This is a genomic window from Psychrobacter sp. AOP7-B1-25 (genome assembly GCF_052376195.1).
Taxonomy (GTDB): Bacteria; Pseudomonadota; Gammaproteobacteria; order Pseudomonadales; family Moraxellaceae; genus Psychrobacter.
In genome coordinates, this window is sequence record NZ_JBQSVK010000006.1 from 1 (window position 1) to 21,191 (window position 21,191).

Here is a 21,191-nt window from a genome sequence, read left to right on the forward strand (position 1 = left end):
CAACTAACCAGATCTTAAAAGCATTTTTAAAATCAAAAGGTGTGGCTGATGAAGATATCATGGAAGAGTACACTCCATTTGGCTTTAGTAACTATCAAACCATCGTCTCCAACGTCAAAAAATTCTCAACGGGCAAAAAGACAGCTGTAATATCGACCATCAATGGCGACTCAAACGTTCCGTTCTATCGTGAGCTTGCCAACCAAGGTATTAACGCCTCAGACATTCCAGTGATGGCATTCTCAGTCGGTGAAGAAGAACTACGCGGTATCGATACCAGCTTGTTGCAAGGTCATTTGGCGGCGTGGAACTACTTTATGTCAATCAAAAATCCAACCAATAACGATTTCACCAAACGCTATAAGCAGTATGCGCTAGACCAAAATCTACCCAATGCTGAAAAAGTCGTAACCAATGACCCAATGGAAGCCACTTATGTCGGTATCAACATGTGGAAGCAAGCTGTTGAACAAGCTGGCACTACCGATGTCGACAAAGTGCGTATTAGCATGGCAGGACAGACGTTCGATGCGCCATCAGGCTACACGCTAAAAATGGATGAAGAAAATCATCATCTATGGAAGCCTGTCATGATTGGCCAAATTCGTGCTGATGGACAGTTTGATACGATTTTTAAAACGCCAGAAGTCATTCAAGCACAACCTTGGAGCGAGTATATTCCTAAATAAACTGTCCTCTAAGTAAGGTGATACTGAAAAATACATGGATAGTAAGTGGGTAGTAGGCGGATGGATAAGCGACACCAATAAAAACTAAGCGCCTACTTTCCACATTTATTTTCAACACTTACTCTCAATTTTTAAATACCTCCAAACCTTATAAATACTTCTGTCATTTATTCTACTAATCAGTGGAGACTAAGGGTTTGTTGTCTGTGAAAAACAGGGAGCCGCACATGCAGCACCATACTTTACGCCCGTTTGTAGAGCCAACATCGTCCAAAAATGGAAATAACCCACAAGCATCAGCCAGTGAAGTCATGCAGCATGCGGCTCGTTTTTCAATTTATTCGCCTCTGCGATTACTTGCATTGATGGCATTATGCATAACAACTTTCACCACCACAGCGTATGCGGATCATAATGGTCAAATACATGACCACGATACAGATATCGCACATAGTGAGCAATCGTTGGTCTCACCTGAGAGCATTACTGCTTCTACTCAAAACATCACAGACACTTCAACAGCAACTATCAACTCAGGCGATTCAATCACGCAGTTTGTGGCAGGTAATTTTAGTAAGCGTCAAGCCATGTTAAGTGAGTGGCCAGGATCAGTTGAGAGTTTAGATAGCTTGGTGGAGTTCATTGCCAATGATGAACTGTATCAAGGCAACAGTGGCCAAGCTTATTTACTCAATGCAGATGATCAACTATTTACTTATCCTGACAAAAAGGAAACTTCAGACTGGCCAAGTGATTTATCACAAGTCACACTGACCAATGCATTACGCTCAGCGCTTATTTTTGGTCAAGCGAAGGTCAAGCTAGCCTCTGACAAGCCAGCACAGCGTTTACAAGCTGTGGAAATTTTGGCTAACAACATCGATCAAGTCGACCCAGCCATTATCACCACTGCAGCAGCAAATGAAGACAATGCCAATGTTCAAAAAGCATTGACGGCTCTACAGGCTCGTATAGATTTCAAAAACGGCGATCTGCCTACTCAGATTGTAGCTGTAAACTTACTCGCAGATAGCGATAGTCCACAAGTATTAGTCGATATTCAGTCCGCCCTTGCCGCTGATAATGTAGATACCACACTGAAAGCGGCGCTTATCGATGCAGAGTCGAGTGTGTCACGCCGTATTGAAATCAGCACATGGACAGGTCATATTTTCACAGGTATGAGCACTGCCAGTATTTTATTGCTTGCCGCTCTTGGCCTTGCGATTACCTTTGGTTTACTTGGCGTGATTAATATGGCGCACGGTGAGCTAATCATGATTGGTGCTTATACCACCTATATGGTGCAAAACTTATTTCAAGCTTATATGCCAGATATGGCGGGCTGGTATCTACTTGCTGCCATTCCAGCGGCATTTTTAGTCAGCGCCATCATCGGTATGATCATTGAGCGCATTGTCATTCGCCCATTGTATGGGCGTGAGCTAGAGACTTTATTAGCCACCTTTGGTGTGAGTCTCATCCTGATGCAATTGGTACGGATGATTTTTGGTGCTCAGAATGTTGAAGTCAGCAATGTGGCATGGCTCAGCGGTGCATATCAAGTATCATCAAGCCTTGTACTTCCTTACAACCGTATCGCCATTATCGTATTTACGGTCATTGTTGTGGCGCTCTTAGTGTACTTACTCAACAAAACACGCTTTGGTTTATTTATACGAGCTGTCACCCAAAACCGTCAAATGGCTCGCTCTGTCGGTATTCCCTCTGCACGTATCGATATGATGGCATTTGGTTTGGGCTCTGGGCTCGCTGGTATGGCTGGCTGTGCACTTGCCCAAGTAGGCAATGTAGGTCCTGACCTAGGTCAAACTTATATCATTGATACTTTTTTAGTCGTTGTGGTGGGCGGTGTCGGACAAGTATGGGGTGCTGTACTAGCTGCCTTGGGACTTGGAGTCAGCGGTACGGTACTTGAGATTGGTATCGGTGCGGTATTGGCAAAGATTGTGTTGTTGGTTCTTGTGATTTTGTTTATTCAGAAACGGCCACAAGGTTTATTTGCACTTAAAGGCCGCTTTGTCGAATAAGGAGACTCCTATGATACTGACCAAATTACTGTCTGATACGCCGCGTAGTGCTGTTTTGATTGGATTATGTTTTGCCGTACTACTAGTACTACCTTGGCTACATCTTATGCCTGAGACTTCGCCTTTTCATCTATCGGCCTACTGGATTACTCTCATTGGCAAAATAATGGCACTGGCCATGGTAGCGTTAGCGCTGGATCTCGTCTGGGGCTATGCTGGCATTTTGAGCTTGGGACATGGCCTATACTTTGCCTTGGGCGGTTATGCATTTGGCATGTACCTCACACGAGAAACAGCAGGCGATGGCTTACCTGACTTTATGCGTTTTTTGAGCTGGACTGAGATGCCATGGTACTGGGCTGGTACGCAGCACTTTTGGTGGGCAGCTGCTCTAGTAGTATTAGTGCCTGGCTTAGTTGCTTTTATTTTTGGTTTCTTTGCCTTTCGCTCCAAAATCAAAGGCGTTTATTTTTCTATTATCACCCAAGCGATGGTCTATGCAGCGGCCTTACTGTTCTTCCGTAATGAGACAGGTTTTGGCGGTAACAACGGTTTCACTGGTTTTACAACGCTTTTAGGCTATGACATTACTGCTGCTTCTACCCGTGCGGTGCTATGCTTTTCTACTGCTCTAGCATTATTGGCATCTTATATTGGTCTGCGTTATTTGATGAATCAGCCTTATGGTCGTGTGCTGGGTGCGATTCGTGATAGCGAAAACCGCTTGCAGTATTTAGGTTATCGTACGTTGTGGTACAAGCTATCTGCTTGGGTATTATCAGCTGTCATTGCTGGCATCGCAGGTGCGCTATACGTACCGCAAGTAGGGATTATTAACCCAAGTGAAATGAATCCTGTGAACTCAATTGAAATAGCCGTTTGGGTAGCGACTGGTGGTAGAGGAAGTTTAATTGGCGCGATACTAGGTACTGGTGTAGTCAATGCTGTAAAAACCTACTTTACGGTCGCCTATCCTGAATTTTGGCTGTTGATACTGGGCGGGTTATTCGTCGTCGTTACGTTATTTTTGCCCAATGGCATTATGGGCTTGTTCGATCGCTTCAAAAAGGAGAAACAGTGATGCTAAGTGATAAACCATCAACGACCGAACAGCTTATCAATGAGTATGGGCGCAACCATGGCGGTACTGGTCGCACCCATCCAAAGCCATCAGGCGTAGACTTTAGCCATGGTATTGCATTGTATTTAGAGGACTTAAGTGTTTGGTTCGATTCGTTTCGAGCACTTAATAATTTATCCCTGTATATCGAAGAAGGTGAGCTACGCTGTATTATCGGACCGAATGGTGCAGGTAAAACCACGCTAATGGATGTCATTACTGGTAAAACCCGTCCTACTGAAGGCAGCGTGTTTTTTGGTCAAACCCACAATCTTGCCAGCTTATCTACTGAACAGATCGCTGAAGCAGGCATCGGACGTAAATTCCAAAAACCGACTGTCTTTGAAAACTTTACGGTGATGGATAACTTACTACTTGCCGCGCCGAAAAACAAACGTGTGGTCAAAAGCTTGTTTAACAAACTCAATGCCGATACTCGCGATACGCTCGACGCTACCCTTGAGCAAATTCGTTTGACGGACAAAATCAATAAGCCTGCTGGACTACTCTCTCACGGTCAGAAACAATGGTTAGAAATTGGCATGCTACTGATGCAAAGCCCAAAACTGATTTTGCTTGATGAGCCTGTGGCAGGTATGACTGACGCGGAAACTGAGCACACTGCCGAGCTGTGTCTACGCCTCAAAAAGAACCATACCTTAGTAGTGGTCGAGCATGATATGACCTTTATTGATGCCATCAGTGAAAAAGTCACAGTATTGGCACAGGGAGCAATATTGGCTGAGGGTACGTTGGCCGAAGTGCAAGCAAACGAGGCCGTGATTGAGTCCTATTTAGGTCGATAATTGCCATAGTACTGCTATCGATATTCGAACCATTTATTCAATTAACAATGAAGCCAATGAACGACTACTTCCTTCAATATATTAGAAAAGTTGAGCGTTTAGGAGACAGCCATGTTGCAAGTTAACAATATCAATCAATATTACGGCGGCAGTCATATTTTGCGAGACGTCTCACTTACAGCACCCATCGGCGAATGCAGTGTGGTACTTGGACGTAATGGTGTGGGCAAAACCACCCTACTTAAATGCCTAATGGGTATCCTACCCATCAAATCAGGACAGATTTTGCTCAATGACAAAGACATCAGTAAAATGTCGCCAGAGCAGCGCGTCCGCTCAGGTTTGGCTTATGTACCACAAGGTCGCGATATTTTTTCGACACTGACCGTAGAAGAAAACATCTTAATCGGCATGGCAAAATTCTCACGTAGCAAGTCAAAACAAGTACCTAAGCATTTGTATGATATTTTTCCAGTACTCGATGAGATGAAACATCGCCGCGGTGGTGACCTATCGGGCGGTCAGCAGCAGCAACTGGCCATCGCGCGCGCCCTAGCATCTGAGCCAACGGTGCTGATTTTGGATGAACCCACTGAAGGCATCCAGCCTTCCATTATCAAAGATATTGGCCGAGTGCTACGAGACTTAGCGGACAAAGGTGACATGGCAATTGTACTGGTTGAGCAATTTTATGAGTTTGCAGAAGAGCTGGCTGACAATTACACCGTGCTATCACGTGGCAAGGTAGTGTCACAAGGCGCAGGCGACACAATGGTCGAAAACAAAGTACAGGATCTGGTCGCCATCTAATATTATTTAATAATACAACTTGGTAGTGAACGATAGATAATAAACTGCATTTTTATCCTAAGCTGCTAGCTACCAAGGTTGCATATCATCACAAAACCTTTTCACGATTACAGTCATTTGTCCTATTTCATTCATTACCTTACTTGCTTCCTACCCTATACATTCCTCACTGTATCAGAAACTCAATTTGTCCATTTCACTGAGTAGCGTCATAGCAATTATGTATGCTGGGCGCATGAAATTTGCTATTATAGTCAGCATTTTAATATCAATATTATGATGCCCTTATGATGATTCATCCTCAGTACGATCCCGTAGCATTAGCCATTGGACCTGTCGAAGTCCATTGGTATGGGCTGATGTATTTACTGGCATTTGCTGCCGCTTACGGCCTAGCATGGTATCGCAGCACCAAACGCGATAATTGGAATACCGACATGGTATCCGATTTGGTCTTCTTTGGTGCGCTTGGCGTCATTTTAGGTGGCCGTGTTGGCTACGTCTTGTTTTATCAATTCGGTGAATTGCTACAAAACCCTGCCTATCTTTTCAAAGTCTGGGAAGGCGGCATGTCATTCCATGGTGGCTTGATTGGTGTCATGCTCGGTATGCTATATTTTGCTCGTAAGTATAAAAAGACACCCTTTCAAGTATTGGATTTTGTCGTGCCATGCGTACCAACTGGCCTATTGTTCGGACGTATCGGCAACTACATAAATGCTGAGCTGTGGGGCCGTGTCTCTGACGGTGGCTATAATTGGCTGACCTACTTCCCGCAAGCAGCGGCAGCTGACATGCAGCAGTTACAGGCCAATCCTGAGCTGCAAGAGCTAATGACTGAAGTTAATGGACAGTATCTGCTGCCTCGTCATCCTTCACAATTGTATGAAGCACTTGCTGAAGGTTTATTACTGTTCTTGTTCTTATGGTGGTACTCCTCAAAACCACGCCCTCGTATGGCAGCAACAGGTGTGTTTATGTTGGGTTATGGCGTTAGCCGTTTCATCATCGAGTTCTTCCGTCAGCCAGATGTTGACCAAGGGTTCATTTTGCTAGGCTGGGTGACCAAAGGGCAAATGCTAAGTGCGCCGATGATAATTATTGGCTTTATCCTACTAGTATATGCTTACAAACGCGGCATCTATGACTGGGGTAAACAGGCTGCTTATTAAGCCCTATATCAAACAGTATATTAAACAATACCGACGAGCATTTTTATGATTAACAGCACTAATGAGCAAGGCTATTTAGACTTGCTCAAACACGTTTTGACCACAGGCACCGAAAAAGGCGATCGTACTGGCACTGGTACGCTCAGTCACTTTGGCGCACAGCTACGTTTTGACTTAGCATCAGGGTTTCCATTATTAACCACCAAAAAAGTCCACTTTAAATCCATCGCTTATGAACTATTTTGGTTTTTGAGCGGTAGTACTCACGTCGATTATCTGCAAGCTAATGGCGTACGCATTTGGAATGAATGGGCTACTGCAGAGCAAACGGCACGCTTCAACCGTCCTGCTGGTGATTTGGGACCTGTCTATGGTCATCAATGGCGTAATTATGGCGCAACTCAAGACAGTGCTGGTAATTACAATGCTGATGGTGTTGATCAAATCACTCAAGTCATCGAACAAATAAAGACCAACCCTAATTCACGCCGTCTGATCGTGTCTGGTTGGAATCCTGGCGAAGCGGACCAAGTTGCCTTACCACCTTGTCATACCATGTTTCAATTCTTTGTTGCAGACAATAAGCTGTCATGCCAGCTCTATCAGCGTTCAGCAGATTTATTTTTAGGCGTGCCATTTAATATTGCCAGCTATGCGCTGCTGACCCACATGGTTGCGCAAATTTGTGGTCTAGACGTTGGTGAATTTATCTGGACCGGTGGTGATTGTCACATTTATCAAAACCACCGTGAGCAAGTTGAGCTACAGTTGACGCGTTCACTATATACACTACCAACCTTGACGCTCAACCCTGATATTGATGATATTTTTGCCTTCACCTATGAAGACGTTAGCGTCGAAGGTTACGAATCACACCCTGCTATTAAAGCGAAAGTTGCGGTATAGTATTTGTCTGATTGACTACTTTACACAAGATTAAAACGTTAAAAGCGAATAAAAAGGACAGATTATGAGTTATGCCCACACCGAAGTTGCCCAAATCGCAGCCATCAGTAGCAACCGCTGTATCGGTAAAAACAATGAGCTACCGTGGCATATCTCAGAAGATTTGCAGCACTTCAAAAAAATGACGACCAAAGAAAATGACGACGGTGTACAAGGCATCGTGATTATGGGCCGCAAGACATTTGAGTCGATGGGTAGCAAGCCATTACCAAAGCGTGTGAGCTTCATTGTCACAACACAAATGGATTATGCTGAGACAAAAGGTCTCGCAGATAGCAGCAATGCTTATGTAGTACACAATCTAGACGACGCACTGACACAAGCGGCTAGCCTTGCTCATGGCGCACACCTCGATACGATATGGGTGATTGGTGGTGAGCGAGTATTTAGCGATGCTTTGATGTATACGGACCGTATTGAGCTGACTCATGTAGATACTGACATCGTTGACGGTGATGCATTTTACCCTGAGCTACCAGAACGATTTAAAGTAGCAGACGAATCTGATCAAATGCACGACGAAAAAAGTGACTTAAGCTTTAAATTTACCACTTACAAAGTAGAAGCCTAGCATCGTTTAGTCTTTATTCAACTTGAGAGGAGAAACCAGATATGCAAAATTAAAAAAGCCCAGCAACGCTAATTGCTGAGCTTAAAAAACATTTAAATAATACAACTGTGGAGTCAGACTCCATTGTTAGCATATTAAAAATATTTTATATACCTGTAGGAAGGTGCCTATATTTTATAGTAAATGCTAATAAGTGTCTATGTCTCCACAGTTATGAATTCCTAATCATAATTATGGAGGTCATCATGGCCATTCAATGCGGTTATCCTAGAGCTGTGCATGTTCGTTGGTATTTACGCTATCGATTCAATCGTTGGGAACGCGTTTGCGAGCACTGCCGCAGCTATCCAAACCAGCAGTTAAGTTTTGATTTTTAGCGATCAGAAAGCTCAACCTGCTAAAAAGTATTAACGTTAAAGCGACAACAGATTTAATTCTGTTGTCGTTTTTTATATGCACCATTGAGCTATATCTATTTACTCGTGCAATACCTTATAAACTGTTTTTGCGAGCACAGGACCAATACCTTGCACGCCTGATAGCTCTTGTTGGGACGCCCCAAGCAATTGCTGCATACCGCCAAAATGATTGAGTAAATCACGACGACGTTTCTCACCCAGCCCAGGTATTACCTCTAGTACCGACGATGAACGGCGTTTATCACGTTTCTTACGGTGAGCGGTAATCGCAAAACGATGCGCCTCATCACGAATATGCATCAGCAAGTGCAATGCTTTGCTATCCATTGGTAGATCTAAGGGCTCATGATCAATAAAGTGTAATACCTCTAACCCAGCCTTGCGCCCTTCCCCTTTTGCCACACTAATGAGCAAGGTATCGCCAAGAATACCCAACTCAGTTAATACTTCTTTGGCAATGCCAAGCTGACCTTTACCACCATCAACCAATAGCAAGTCCGGCAATGGCTGTTTCTTATAACGTCGAGTCAGCACTTGTTTCATCGCTGCATAGTCATCGCCGCCTTGGATGTCATGGATAGCGTACTGACGATAGTCTCGACGACGCGAACCACCTTGATCAAATACCACGCAACTACCGATGGTCGCTTCACCCATCGTATGTGAAATATCAAAACATTCGATGCGATCAATCGTCCGATCTGTGACAGTTGCTAGTACATCTTTTAGTGCGCCAAAGCGTGCATGTAGCTCTAAATAATCGCCAAGCTTGGTTTTTAGTGCATTACTGGTATTGAGTGTTGCTAAGTCCAACCATTCTGAACGATGCTCGCGTACGTTGGTCTTAATGGCTACTTTATTACCAAAATGCGTTGCCAATGCTTCGCTTACTGCTACCTGATCTGGTATCTGATGGCTCAATATTATTTCGGCAGGCAAATCGTCAGTCACTTGGAAGTAAAAGGACGTAATAAAAGCTGATAGATTGTCTGCTAACGACTCACTACTATCAACATCAGGGAAATAATTTTTACCACCTAATACTCGACCGCCACGTACGGTCAGTACGTTGACACAGGTCATACCAGCCTGACTAGCAATGGCAATCACATCTGCCTCACCTTGTACGGTATAGACCGCTTGCCTTGCTTGTACTTCGCGTAGCATGGATAGCTGGTCGCGATAAAATACTGCCTTTTCAAAATCTAATGCTTCAGCAGCACCTTCCATCTTTTCAATCAGCGTACTATGAATATCGCTAGAATCGCCCTTTAAAAAACGAATGGTATTATTCACATCTTCTGCATATTCCTCGGGCGAAACCAAACCCACACAGGGTGCACGGCAACGCTTGATCTGATACTCAAGACAAGGACGCTGACGCTGCTTAAAAAAGGTGTTGGTACATTGACGCATTTGAAACATCTTTTGCATCAATACCAGCGTTTCTTTTGCCGCATGTGCAGAGGGAAACGGGCCAAAGAATCGACCTTTTTGGTGGTTGCCTTTGCCACGACCGTAAGCCAAGCGAGGATAAGGCTTATCGGCTGAGATAAACACATAAAGATACGATTTATCATCTCGCAGAAGCACGTTGTAAGGTGGGCGATGCTCTTTGATTAGGTTCTGTTCGAGCAACAGCGCCTCGGTCTCACTACGCGTTATGATAGTCTCTATATCATGAATACGCGCAACCAATGCTCGCGTCTTTGGATGATCGATTGTTTTGGCGAAATAGCTATTCACTCGGCTTTTAAGCGACTTAGCTTTGCCAACGTATAATATATCGCCGTTCTTACCCAGCATCTTATATACCCCTGGCAAGTTAGGCAGACGCTTAATCAAATGCTTAAGGCGGGCTTTTTTATCATCGACAGGACTCGATTCTGAGACATTAACCATAGAATTTATTGCTCTTAAAAATCTTAGTAATATTGCTAGTTATGGGGCGGTAGTCATTGTTTTACAAGCCAATTATTATCGCAGCGCTACCCACAAAAAAGCCAGCTTTCGCTGGCTTAGTTTGTTCTATTATCGTTTGTTCAGCAACATGCTATCAATGACGGAAGTTAGCCATCAATGCTGGGATACCTGGTAGCATACCAACAATAGCCATAACGCCTGTCAGTACCACAAACATAATACCTGGTATGATCCAGCGGCTCATCTTAGTCAAATTGGCACTACGCTCTTTAGAACCGATCAAGCCTAGGTTATCGAGCAACAACGTAAGCGACCAACCAAAGGCTGGGTTCACCAATGCTGAAGCAAACACTACAATAGCAGCAGACTGCGTCGTTTTACCTTCACGCGTCATCTCCATGCCAGCTTCCAATAACGGAATAAACACACCAACGATCAAGGCCACACACATCACTGGCTGCCAAATGGCCAAATCCATCGGATAACCCCAAACACCTGCGATAATACAAAACAATGCCGTTAATAAAGCACCGGCAGGGATCGGACGTTTAGCAATTGCTGCTGGGACAATGTAAGTACCCCACGATGACGCAAAGTTAGCACCGCCCAATACAGAACCCGCCACCTGACGAATTGAAGCGCTGGTCATTGTATCATCAATATCCATTAGCACTTTTTCAGTACGTTTAGGGTAGCTGATTTTTTGGAATACCTGATGACCTAAGAAATCTGGCGACCACATTGCCACAGCCAAAATAGCAAACGGCAGGACCACAATGAAACTTTCTATCGTAGGCAGACCTAGCATCCAACCTGTGTTTTCACCCCACCAATACATTGGGTTCATGTTTGGTAGACCTGGTGCCGTTTTAAACTCGAAAGGAGCACCCAATGCAAAGGCAAGACCACCACCTAACACACAGCTTAACGGTACAGCTAGCCAGCGTTTTTGCCAATGCTCAAGCAGTGCATATAACAGGATAGTCGCCAGAATAATAAAGAAAGCGATATGCGACATACCAATCCCTTCTGCCCAAGCAAAGAGATTTTTGACCTGTGACGTGGTACCGATAAAGCCCAAGTAAATCAAGAGGCCACCGCACACGCCTTTGCTGGTCAGATTTGCCAGTAGACTGCCCCCTTTACTAATCGCGAGGAGCAAACCAAAAGCACCGATAAGCAAACCAAAAGCCATCGGGTGCCCACCAGCTGCCACTACAATAGGAATCAAAGGAATGAGCGGGCCGTGAGTACCAGCAAGATTGGCAGTCGGAAGTAAAAAACCTGAAAATAAAATAATAAAAAAGGAGACGATCAATAACTCGTAGCGTACGTTTTCTAAAACAAATGCGTCGCCCAAACCAAGTGGACCTGCAAAGGTTGCTGCAATGGCGCCCACCATAACAACTTTACCAATGGTTGCAGCCATCGCTGGGATAGTATCTTCGAACTCAAAACGGTAATCACGGAATGGTAAATTGGGACGCCAGCGTTTCGGCTGCATGATTTGTAGTTCATGGTTTAAATAAGTATCACGGCTGTCAAAACTAGAACTCGGCTTATGTAAATCTACATAACTACCTTGTAGTTGGCTGTCGTGGTTTTTATTCGAGGTCGGCGGATTAGACCCTGAAGAAGGGGTCTGAGGATTACTCATCACATTTCCTTGTGTCGATTACATCTTTGATTGACTATACACGTTCTGACCTAATGTCATAGACCAAAGCGCCTATTACAAACTGCGAACTATTGTATGTCATGACTTGATGAAATGCGAACCTAAAACCACTTAAAGGTACTATGTATCTCATCCCAATCTATAAATTAAAGTTTTCATTTAAGACAAAATTGACTTTAATAGAAAACCATTAGGAAAAAAACTTTCAATATAGGCTGTATATTAAAATAAATGACTATTTTATTGATAATAATTTACATCTAGACAATTTTTTATCAAATAATTGAATAGCAAAGATAATTATAATAAATAGCGTCTGCTATCTATGAGTAGCCATAAATATGTCAATTCAGTTACGCTTTAGCGCTAGCAGGCTGAATAATTTTTAATTATGATAAATACTTTTTATTGGTTTATTTCTAAGTAACACTAGTCAAAACTACATTACTGATAACATTAAAAAATTGAGAAAAGGCAACAGGACAAATTTATGAGTGTATTACCTACCAATCTTGAGACTTTAAAACGTCGGGCAAAGCAAAGCATTATGCCATTGCTGACACCGCATTTATTGAGGTTACGCCTTAATACCTATGCACCATACATTGGCGCTGGTATTAAAATCGAGCATCTCAGTCTCGATCAAGGTTTGTGTGTGGTAAGCATGGGACTAAACACGCTGAATAAAAATATCGTCGGCACTCAATTCGGTGGGAGCTTATATTCAATGGTTGATCCTTTCTATATGCTCATACTGATGCATCAATTGGGTAGCAACTATGTGGTTTGGGACAAAAGCTCACATATCGATTTTGTTGCGCCTGGTAATAGCAAAGTCACTGCTCGCATGAAAATACCTAGTTCTGAAATCATTACTATTCAAGAGCTCGCAAAAGAAGGTGAAGCCGTTTTTCGTGAGTATAAAGTCGACATCTTTGATGAACAGCAAAAGCTAATTGCGACCATTACCAAAATGTTATACATCAGACTACGTAAATACAGTAAGTCCAAAGAGCAAGTAAGCCGTATCGATACACCTACCGCTGAATAGAACTTGTCTTTTAACTGATGATAGATAAGTTATTAAGACTTAAATTTATTGAAGTTCTATATACAAAAACCCCAATCTAGCTTTCGCATAGATTGGGGTTTCGTCTTTTTTGGTATGGCCCGCTTATTTATAAATAAACCTATGAATAAGGGCTTGTATCTACTATTACCTTGTCTTGGACTAACACTAAAATTATAGAATTAGCCCAAAGCGGCAAACTTGTGCTTAGATACCAGGTGCAGTATCAACTGCATCAGGTACGCCAGCGTCAGTCTTTTTCTTAGCTGGACGTGGCGCAAGTTTTTCGCGGATACGTGCTGATTTACCAGAACGCTCACGTAAGTAGTACAGTTTCGCACGGCGAACAGCACCACGACGTTTCACTTCGATGCTATCGATGATTGGAGAATGCAATTGGAATGCACGCTCAACGCCAACGCCGCTTGAGATTTTACGTACGGTAAACGCTGAGTTTAGACCGCGGTTACGCTTAGCAATTACAACGCCTTCAAAAGCCTGTAAACGCTCACGCTCACCTTCACGTACTTTTACTTGTACCACAACGGTATCGCCGGGTGCAAAGTTTGGGCGCTCAAGCAATTGAGCGTTTTCGATGACCTGAACCAATGGATGCTTGTTGCTCATGAGAGTTATCTCCTCACATTAGATAATAGAGGCTTGACGCATATCACCTGTTTGTAATAATTAATCGCATCTCTTTATAGTGAGACACAACGTAAATGGGTTATAACCAACGGCCATTATGCTATGACTCGTTTTATTATTGCTCAAAATTCTATTTCTTAACTGTTTACCCAGCTTACTAACGATAAAACCAGATTTCAAAAATCTACTTTTTATCTGCTTTTGCCAGTGCTTTTAGCCACTTCGTTTGTTCTGCCGTTGGGGTAAACGCTTGCCATAAATCTGGACGACGCGTTTGCGTACGACTGACTTGCTGAGCAAAACGCCACTTGGCAATATTGGCATGATGCCCTGAAAGCAATACTTCAGGAACTGCCATGCCTTCAAACTCATGCGGCTTAGTATAATGTGGACAGTCAAGCAAGCCATCGACAAAAGAGTCTTGCTCTGCTGACTTGTCATCACCCATGATATCAGGCAGACGACGTATCACACTATCCATCAGCACCATTGCTGGCAACTCGCCACCAGTCAACACATAATCACCCAGCGATATTTCCCTATCAACATATTGTGAAAGTAAACGCTCATCGATACCTTCATAACGACCACATAATAAAATCATGCCATCGTAATCAGTCATATTAACGACGCTACTTTCACTAAGCGTCTGTCCTTGTGGTGACATATAAATCATTGGACAGTGCTCACTATCAATACGGCAACCATATTGACTGGCACGCAACCGTGCATCCTCAATGGCTTTCGATAATGGCTCAGCCATCATCACCATTCCAGGACCGCCCCCATAAGGGCGCTCATCAATACGGCGATAGTTGTCGGTGGTATAATCACGTGGATTAATGCATTCAATCGTAACTTGCTCTTGAGTCACTGCCCGGCCCGTGATTCCAAACTCACGAATCGTGGCAAACATCTCAGGAAAAATACTAATTACGGCAAAATACATCTGATGTCTACTTGCGTTAAGGCTAAAACAATCGGTGTGAATATCAAGGGACTCTAGCTAAAAGCTAAAATCGATATTAATAGTCACTTGGCCATGCCACAAGTACTGTTTTTTCAGTCATATCGACCTCTACTACAGTTTGCTTATGCCATGGAATCAGGCGTTCTTCATTGTCTAAACTGTCTGAATTTGCCGTTACACGCATGATGTCATGGGCACCGGTTTCAAACATTTCAGTGATATTACCTAGATACTCATCCTGCTCGTTCATCACGCGCAGACTGACCAAATCCGACCAATAATATTCATCTTCAGCTGTTTCAGGTAGGACGTTTTGTTCGACCCAAACGGTAACACCGTTCATGGTCTCAGCAACATTACGATCAGGAATTTGCTCAAACTGAGCTACAATTCCTGTTCCTTGCTCACGCCAAGCTTTCACAGTCAAAGGTTTCATGCCAGTGGCAGTTTTCATCCACCACGGCTTCATGTCGAATATTGCTGTACGGTCATCCGTATCACTAAATACCCAAAGCCAGCCCTTGATGCCATAAGGCTTCTTAAGCTGACCAATTTTCATAAGGGCACTAGCGTTTGGAGTGGATGACATAGCAGCTAACCTAACAATGGTTAAAACAGCAATTGCAAAAACAATTGCGTTAAAAGCGATAAACAGTTAATGGCGCACCCTGGTCAGACCAGTTACGCTATGTATTCTAAAATCTATAACAACAAAAACTTAAGCAGTTGCTTCAGTTTGAGCTGCAGACTTGTTGTAAGCTTTTACTAATGAAGCAACGCGATCTGAAGGTTGTGCACCTTTTGCGATCCACGCATTGTACGCTTCCATGTTTAGGCGTACTGCTTCTTCAGACTCTTTAGCGAGTGGGTTAAAAAAGCCGATGTTTTCAATATAGCGACCGTCACGCGCGCGGCGTTGATCAGCAACAACTACTTGATAAAATGGGCGTTTCTTGGCACCGCCCCGTGCTAAACGAATAACAACCATGTGAATTCTCTCTTTCGCAGGTATACCAAAAAGGGCATAATTATACCACAGTCTTTATTTGTTGAAAACATAAACTGTGCATATTTAATTATTTATTAACAATAGCTTAAATGTCGAGCTGAGTAAAACATAACCGATGATAGTTGCTCATTTTTAGAGTTTTTCTTTAGTTTCTATGAATCTCTCTGAAGAAACTACAGTGGCTAAATATACTGAACCCAAAGCTTAACTTTATAGCCACTCTAATAGTTATGTAGCTCAATCATTGATTGCATACTGTATCAGTACTATTTATTGGTTATGCTATTCTATGATATGCCGCTTTAAGTTAATGCTCATACTAGCCTTAAGACAACTATATTTAGAGAAACACAAGCTATATCACAATAACTTTTATTTTACTCTGTTGGACACATATGATCTCTCCAAGCTCAAAGCCACGTCGCAAAGGTTGGCTGCCACGCTCTTATTCCAACACTTGGCTAACGACCTTGATGGTTGCCTTCATCGTACTTATCAGTGTAAGCCTATCGATTTTATTTTTTTGGCGCAGTCTTTATTTGCCAGAACTAAAAAATCATGCTCGTTATCTGACAAGTGAGTTACAACTGATCAATAGCGTCAATAAAGATTGGCAAGATCGCCCCGAAGTACGCCAATGGGTTTACCAGCACTCTCATGTCGTCGTAGTAAACAACCCTAGCGACTTTCCGGAAGTTGCTGATAAGCCATTCGTAAGCTTTTTTACTGACGTATTACAACGTGAAATCGGTGCACAGCTTGGTCGACCCGTAGAGGTCTATTTTAAATTTAAGCCAACGCCTCAGCTATGGGTACAAGATAGCCGTGATAACAGCTTTTGGATGCGCGAACCTGTGGTCTATTATTCACAGTATAGCCCGACATTACTGGTTCTATTCTTGATTGGACTGCCTATCCTATCGCTGCTAACAATTATCTTATTGGCACGTCAATTAAATCGTCCTTTACGCTACCTACAGCGAGCAGCTACTAATTATATTCGCCTCGGCCATGCAACCACACTGCCCACTCAGAAAGGCCCTACAGAAATACGTCAGGTTAATATGGCATTTAACCGTCTGTTTACGACATTGAATCAAGCGCAAAAAGAGCGAACAATCATGCTCGCTGGTATATCACACGATTTGCGGACACCGTTAACGCGTATGCGCTTGACGGCAGAAATGCTACCAGATGACTTTTTTCGTGAAGGGCTGATTTATGATATTGAAGACATGGATGCTATTTTGGAGCAATTCATCTCATTTATGAAAGACGGTTCTGATGAGCCAGTCAGTCTGACCAATTTAGACACCATATTTAACGAAGTTATGGTGCAGTTTGCCCCAATGAAGTTTGTATATGAATCAGAATGCGATAAGGTCGTTCCTGTACGTCCGTTATCCATCAAACGTATGATCATTAACTTGGTCAATAATGCTAATCGTTATGGTAAACCACCTATTTATCTCTCGGCAACAGTTGTACCGACATTTATAGAAACTGTTGAGGACGAAAATACAGATGTGGTCAGTGAAAATGTGGTGAATAAAGAAGCACAAGAACAATTAGTAATTTGTGTGCGAGATTGCGGTGATGGCGTCGCTGATGATCAATTAGAACGGATCATGCAACCGTTTGAACGTGGCGAGACTGCACGAACTACTCAAGGTAGTGGATTGGGCCTTGCTATTGTGGATCGTATTGCACGATTACATCACGGTACTGTTGAAGCGATTAACCACCCTGAAGGTGGGCTACAAGTATGCATACGTATTCCCCTACTCTCTAAAGTGGCTGGAGATACCACATTAGCTGCTGACGTAGAGGAAGTGTCTGAAGTAGACTGCACAGCACCAGAGTCAAAATAATGATGAGACTTCAATTTGAATAAGTAAACACGTAAAAACTAATCTTTGCTACCAATCATTGGCGGAATATACTCGGCACTGTTCGTGAAAGCTAGTGGCTGAGTAATCTCGTCTTGAGCTGCTTTTAACGTTTGGGTTGTTGATGGCTGTTTTAAGAATAAGTAATAGCCTAGCGTAATCGCATTCAATACAACCAAGCCACCAAATAAATATGGCATCCTATGCTCTCCTATGACAGTGTTCAACTGTCCTAAAAATAGTGACGAATGCGCTATCGAGTTATAAAGGTATATAGTGTCAAGGCATTAAAATGACACTTATCCTCTTTAATAACATAGTGCATCATTGCGACTTGAACCGATAGCTTACTCTTATGATTTAATCTGACAACTTAGTATCAAAGTCGCGCTCGCTTTTTTCTTGCGTTAATTCATCAGCAGCGAGAATTTGTGTCAACGGCTTAATAGGCCATGTCATCACGAATCTTGCTCCGCCTAACTCACGACTCTCATCCACCTTCATACTACCATTAAACCAAAAGGCAATACGCGATACAATAGACAAGCCTAGACCATAGCCACCTGATGCGCGTGTACGGCTATCATCTAAGCGCGAGAATGGAATAAATACTTTTTCACGATCTGCTTCAGGAATACCATGTCCATCGTCTTCGACACTGACGAAGGCATTGCCTTTCTTGACGCCTGCACTAATGATGATAGTTGTTTCTGCGTAGCGTAACGCATTACCTGCAAGGTTCTGAATCACACGGTGTAAGTAGCGTCTATCTGCCACTGCCGTCACTTTTGCATTTGGTAAACTGGCCACTATTTTGATAGGCTTGCCTAATGCATTGGTTTCGCGTTCGATTTGCTCTAATAGCTCTCTTAGATTTACCGGTTCTAAATCTAACTTTGGCGACCCTTCCTCTAGCTTTGCATAGGTCAAAATCTCATCGATCAAACCATTCAGCGACTCAATATCTTCATCAATATAGTCACGCTGCATAAAGCGTGAGTCTTCATCATCCGTATCAGCAAGCATATCTACCGCAAATCGAATACGAGCCACTGGCGTACGAAGCTCATGCGATACTGCTCTAGTAAGCTCTCGTTGTGACTCGATCAAGCGCTTGATGTGTGAAGTCATGGCATTGAATGTCGCTGATAAGCGCGCTATTTCATCTTGACCTATTACCTGCACTTGAATATCAAGGTTGCCTTGGCTAACCTCGTTCACACCTACCTGAATTAATTGTAGCTTACGTTCGAGTGGGAAGATGAGCGCATACACACCCAAGCTGATTAAGAACATACTGATAAGGATCATACTGATAATTAAGTTGAGCGGAAACCAATTAAATAAAGGTATGGGCCCAATCAGAATTGCCATATCATTGATTTCAGATGGTACCACCACCCTAATAGCAGAGTTACTCGTACTACTGTTAGTATCTTGCAACGATATAACGACTTCGTCACGGCGTAAGCGTGCCATCTGATCTGAATCTAACTCAAGTGTATTTGCCGCTTCAAAAGCTAAAGGAAAAGAGAACTTTTTCTCCAGTTCAGCCAAACGTGTGCGCTTGTCTGATAGCGTCATATGATAAGACAGATCATCTAACAGGAATACCGCAATTGCTCGTACTTGTTGCTCCGTAACCTGTGAGATTCTCGCTGTCAAAACACTTTCGTTACCAGGCAAACGATAATAAACATCTGCATGTACAGGTTGGCTAACATAACGTACAACGGTATTATCATTTTCGAAGCTGCGCAATTCACTAGCACTAAAGTCTACTTCATTGATCGGCAACACCTTAAAGGTAGCACCAAACAAACTACTCGCATCTGATAACCAGTATTCACGTTCTTCTTCACTATTTTGGTGAGAGATTCCCTCACTTACCAAATGAAAAGCACCCGTTGCCATACTTTCACGATAGGACTGTACACGCTCCTTATTGATGGTGTCCATCAATAACTGTGCAAACAACGCCACACATAAGCAGACTATAAGTAGTCCAGCATAAATACGAACAAAAATACTGTGTTTTAAAGAAGAGACTAATGACATACGTGCCGTGACCAACTTAATAAGTAGAGATTACTAATATCATCTAATACATAAACAGTGATATATAACAATATCGAGCATTATTGACTAGAGATAAACTTTAACTACCACATTTTAATTCATATGCAGCAATCGTCCAAAGACTTATATGTATTACATATATTTAGTCAGCGTCTATATAATGGGTTAATTAAACCACATAACACTGCATTTAAGTTCAAAAATTAAAATTTAGCCACAAAAAAACCAGCATCGTTGCTGGTTTTTTCAAATAGTGTTTAATAATTAATCAACATACAAAAGCAAAACTATTAGTTGCCTTCTTTTACGAATAGATAGCCTTTGCTACGTACTGTCTTAATACGTTTTGGATTTTCTGGATCATCACCAATTTTTGGACGAATACGTGAGATGCGTACATCGATTGAACGATCTTGGCCATCATACTCAATGCCGCGTAGACGCTCAAAAATATCTTCACGAGATAGAATACGGCCTGCATTAGAAGCAAGTAGCCATAGTAGATCATATTCAGCGCTAGTAAAATCAACCAACTCTTCACCTAGATGCACTGAACGACCGCCATTGTCGATTACTAACTCACCGAACTCTAGACGTTGTGGCACATCTTCTGAAGGTGCATTTTCTGAGCGGCGCAATAGCGCGCGAATACGAGCAAGCAATACACGTGGCTGAGCAGGCTTGGCAACATAATCGTCAGCACCCATCTCAAGACCCAATACTTGATCCATGTCTTCAGTACGTGCGGTCAACATCAAAATTGGGTTTTGATAATGCGGGCGCACTTCACGGCAAACTGTCAGACCATCACTACCAGGTAGCATGACATCAAGTACAACCATATCTGGTTGCTCATTGACGATACGGCGAATAGCACGATTACCATCAGTTTCAATTGCTACTTCTAAACCATTTTTGACCAAGTAATCTTGAGTCAACATGGCCAGACGTTCATCATCTTCAACAATCAAGATTCGGGGGGTATTGTCTTCTTCAGTCGTTGTCATTGTTATATCCTCTAATACATCTAATTTAAAAGCAGTAAAAGTAAAAGCGGTAAAAATTAATAGCACCCTATAGTGGCACAATTTATGTTCGTATAGCTGTTACAAACTTAGTAGCACAGTATACTATTAAATGGTCAGCTTCCTATACTATAGCTGATAGTCGGTAACAAAACCTATAAACTACCTCTACCAAAACTTTAGTTTACGTCCAAAAATTCTGCTACTTACTTTACTGGTACTTAATAGTTTCTATTATTTATAGCTTGCTAGTTAAATGAACTGTCAAGCTAACATTATCGCGTACAATTACTGCTC

At 42.7% G+C, this 21,191-nt stretch carries 20 protein-coding genes; 11 read left to right on the forward strand and 9 right to left on the reverse strand.

The window, feature by feature from the left end; translation table 11 throughout:
- From ACT3QR_RS06910 to ACT3QR_RS06950, 9 genes are all read left to right on the forward strand, one after another.
- A partial coding sequence (locus ACT3QR_RS06910; protein WP_444520643.1) for a transporter substrate-binding protein occupies positions 1-689 on the forward strand: 689 nt, incomplete at its 5' end.
- Positions 690-916: 227 nt separating this feature from the next.
- Positions 917-2,740: an urea ABC transporter permease subunit UrtB gene (gene urtB / locus ACT3QR_RS06915; protein ID WP_444520644.1), complete on the forward strand. Its 1,824-nt coding sequence runs from the start codon at positions 917-919 to the stop codon at positions 2,738-2,740.
- Between the two features lie 10 nt (positions 2,741-2,750).
- Positions 2,751-3,821: an urea ABC transporter permease subunit UrtC gene (gene urtC / locus ACT3QR_RS06920; protein ID WP_444520645.1), complete on the forward strand. Its 1,071-nt coding sequence runs from the start codon at positions 2,751-2,753 to the stop codon at positions 3,819-3,821.
- Positions 3,821-4,666: an urea ABC transporter ATP-binding protein UrtD gene (urtD, locus tag ACT3QR_RS06925; protein WP_444520646.1), complete on the forward strand. Its 846-nt coding sequence runs from the start codon at positions 3,821-3,823 to the stop codon at positions 4,664-4,666. The genes urtC and urtD overlap by 1 nt, the downstream gene beginning before the upstream one ends.
- Positions 4,667-4,777: 111 nt before the next feature.
- Positions 4,778-5,476, forward strand: coding sequence for an urea ABC transporter ATP-binding subunit UrtE (gene urtE, locus ACT3QR_RS06930; RefSeq protein ID WP_444520647.1), 699 nt, complete (start codon positions 4,778-4,780; stop codon positions 5,474-5,476).
- Between the two features lie 287 nt (positions 5,477-5,763).
- Positions 5,764-6,648 (forward strand): prolipoprotein diacylglyceryl transferase, encoded by an 885-nt coding sequence (gene lgt, locus ACT3QR_RS06935; RefSeq protein ID WP_444520648.1) that lies wholly within the window; start codon positions 5,764-5,766, stop codon positions 6,646-6,648.
- A gap of 45 nt (positions 6,649-6,693) precedes the next feature.
- Positions 6,694-7,554, forward strand: a complete 861-nt coding sequence (locus ACT3QR_RS06940; protein ID WP_444520649.1) for a thymidylate synthase — start codon at positions 6,694-6,696, stop codon at positions 7,552-7,554.
- Positions 7,555-7,618: 64 nt separating this feature from the next.
- Complete coding sequence (locus ACT3QR_RS06945) at positions 7,619-8,185, forward strand: dihydrofolate reductase (RefSeq protein ID WP_444520650.1); 567 nt, start codon at positions 7,619-7,621, stop codon at positions 8,183-8,185.
- A gap of 245 nt (positions 8,186-8,430) precedes the next feature.
- A complete protein-coding gene (locus ACT3QR_RS06950) occupies positions 8,431-8,562 on the forward strand; it encodes a hypothetical protein (RefSeq protein ID WP_444520651.1) in 132 nt (43 codons plus the stop codon).
- Positions 8,563-8,661: 99 nt separating this feature from the next.
- Here the strand turns inward: ACT3QR_RS06950 and uvrC are convergent, their stop codons facing one another.
- Both uvrC and ACT3QR_RS06960 read right to left on the reverse strand, forming a co-directional pair.
- Positions 8,662-10,506, reverse strand: coding sequence for an excinuclease ABC subunit UvrC (uvrC, locus tag ACT3QR_RS06955; protein ID WP_444520652.1), 1,845 nt, complete (start codon positions 10,504-10,506; stop codon positions 8,662-8,664).
- Between the two features lie 154 nt (positions 10,507-10,660).
- On the reverse strand, positions 10,661-12,184 hold the full coding sequence (locus ACT3QR_RS06960) for a DUF3360 family protein (protein ID WP_444520653.1): 1,524 nt from the start codon (positions 12,182-12,184) through the stop codon (positions 10,661-10,663).
- 511 nt (positions 12,185-12,695) lie between these two features.
- On the opposite strand from ACT3QR_RS06960, the gene ACT3QR_RS06965 reads away from it, so the two are divergent.
- Complete coding sequence (locus ACT3QR_RS06965) at positions 12,696-13,256, forward strand: DUF4442 domain-containing protein (protein ID WP_444520654.1); 561 nt, start codon at positions 12,696-12,698, stop codon at positions 13,254-13,256.
- A 225-nt stretch (positions 13,257-13,481) separates the two neighbouring features.
- Here ACT3QR_RS06965 and rplS read toward each other — a convergent pair whose 3' ends face one another.
- From rplS to rpsP, 4 genes are all read right to left on the reverse strand, one after another.
- A complete protein-coding gene (gene rplS / locus ACT3QR_RS06970) occupies positions 13,482-13,901 on the reverse strand; it encodes a 50S ribosomal protein L19 (RefSeq protein ID WP_444520655.1) in 420 nt (139 codons plus the stop codon).
- 205 nt (positions 13,902-14,106) lie between these two features.
- Positions 14,107-14,871 carry a tRNA (guanosine(37)-N1)-methyltransferase TrmD gene (trmD, locus tag ACT3QR_RS06975; RefSeq protein WP_444520656.1) on the reverse strand — a complete coding sequence of 255 codons (765 nt, stop codon included), beginning with the start codon at positions 14,869-14,871 and terminating at the stop codon, positions 14,107-14,109.
- A gap of 76 nt (positions 14,872-14,947) precedes the next feature.
- Positions 14,948-15,481 (reverse strand): ribosome maturation factor RimM, encoded by a 534-nt coding sequence (rimM, locus tag ACT3QR_RS06980; protein WP_444520657.1) that lies wholly within the window; start codon positions 15,479-15,481, stop codon positions 14,948-14,950.
- Between the two features lie 129 nt (positions 15,482-15,610).
- Positions 15,611-15,880: a 30S ribosomal protein S16 gene (rpsP, locus tag ACT3QR_RS06985; protein WP_068038349.1), complete on the reverse strand. Its 270-nt coding sequence runs from the start codon at positions 15,878-15,880 to the stop codon at positions 15,611-15,613.
- Between the two features lie 416 nt (positions 15,881-16,296).
- Here rpsP and ACT3QR_RS06990 point away from each other — a divergent pair, with 416 nt between their 5' ends.
- Positions 16,297-17,772, forward strand: coding sequence for an ATP-binding protein (locus tag ACT3QR_RS06990; protein ID WP_444520658.1), 1,476 nt, complete (start codon positions 16,297-16,299; stop codon positions 17,770-17,772).
- Between the two features lie 38 nt (positions 17,773-17,810).
- Here the strand turns inward: ACT3QR_RS06990 and ACT3QR_RS06995 are convergent, their stop codons facing one another.
- From ACT3QR_RS06995 to ACT3QR_RS07005, 3 genes are all read right to left on the reverse strand, one after another.
- A complete protein-coding gene (locus tag ACT3QR_RS06995) occupies positions 17,811-17,990 on the reverse strand; it encodes a hypothetical protein (RefSeq protein ID WP_444520659.1) in 180 nt (59 codons plus the stop codon).
- 160 nt (positions 17,991-18,150) lie between these two features.
- The gene (locus ACT3QR_RS07000) at positions 18,151-19,848 is read right to left on the reverse strand and encodes an ATP-binding protein (RefSeq protein WP_444520660.1); all 1,698 of its coding nucleotides are present in this window, start codon (positions 19,846-19,848) and stop codon (positions 18,151-18,153) included.
- 311 nt (positions 19,849-20,159) lie between these two features.
- The gene (locus ACT3QR_RS07005) at positions 20,160-20,876 is read right to left on the reverse strand and encodes a response regulator (RefSeq protein ID WP_444520661.1); all 717 of its coding nucleotides are present in this window, start codon (positions 20,874-20,876) and stop codon (positions 20,160-20,162) included.
- Positions 20,877-21,191: the final 315 nt, after the last annotated feature.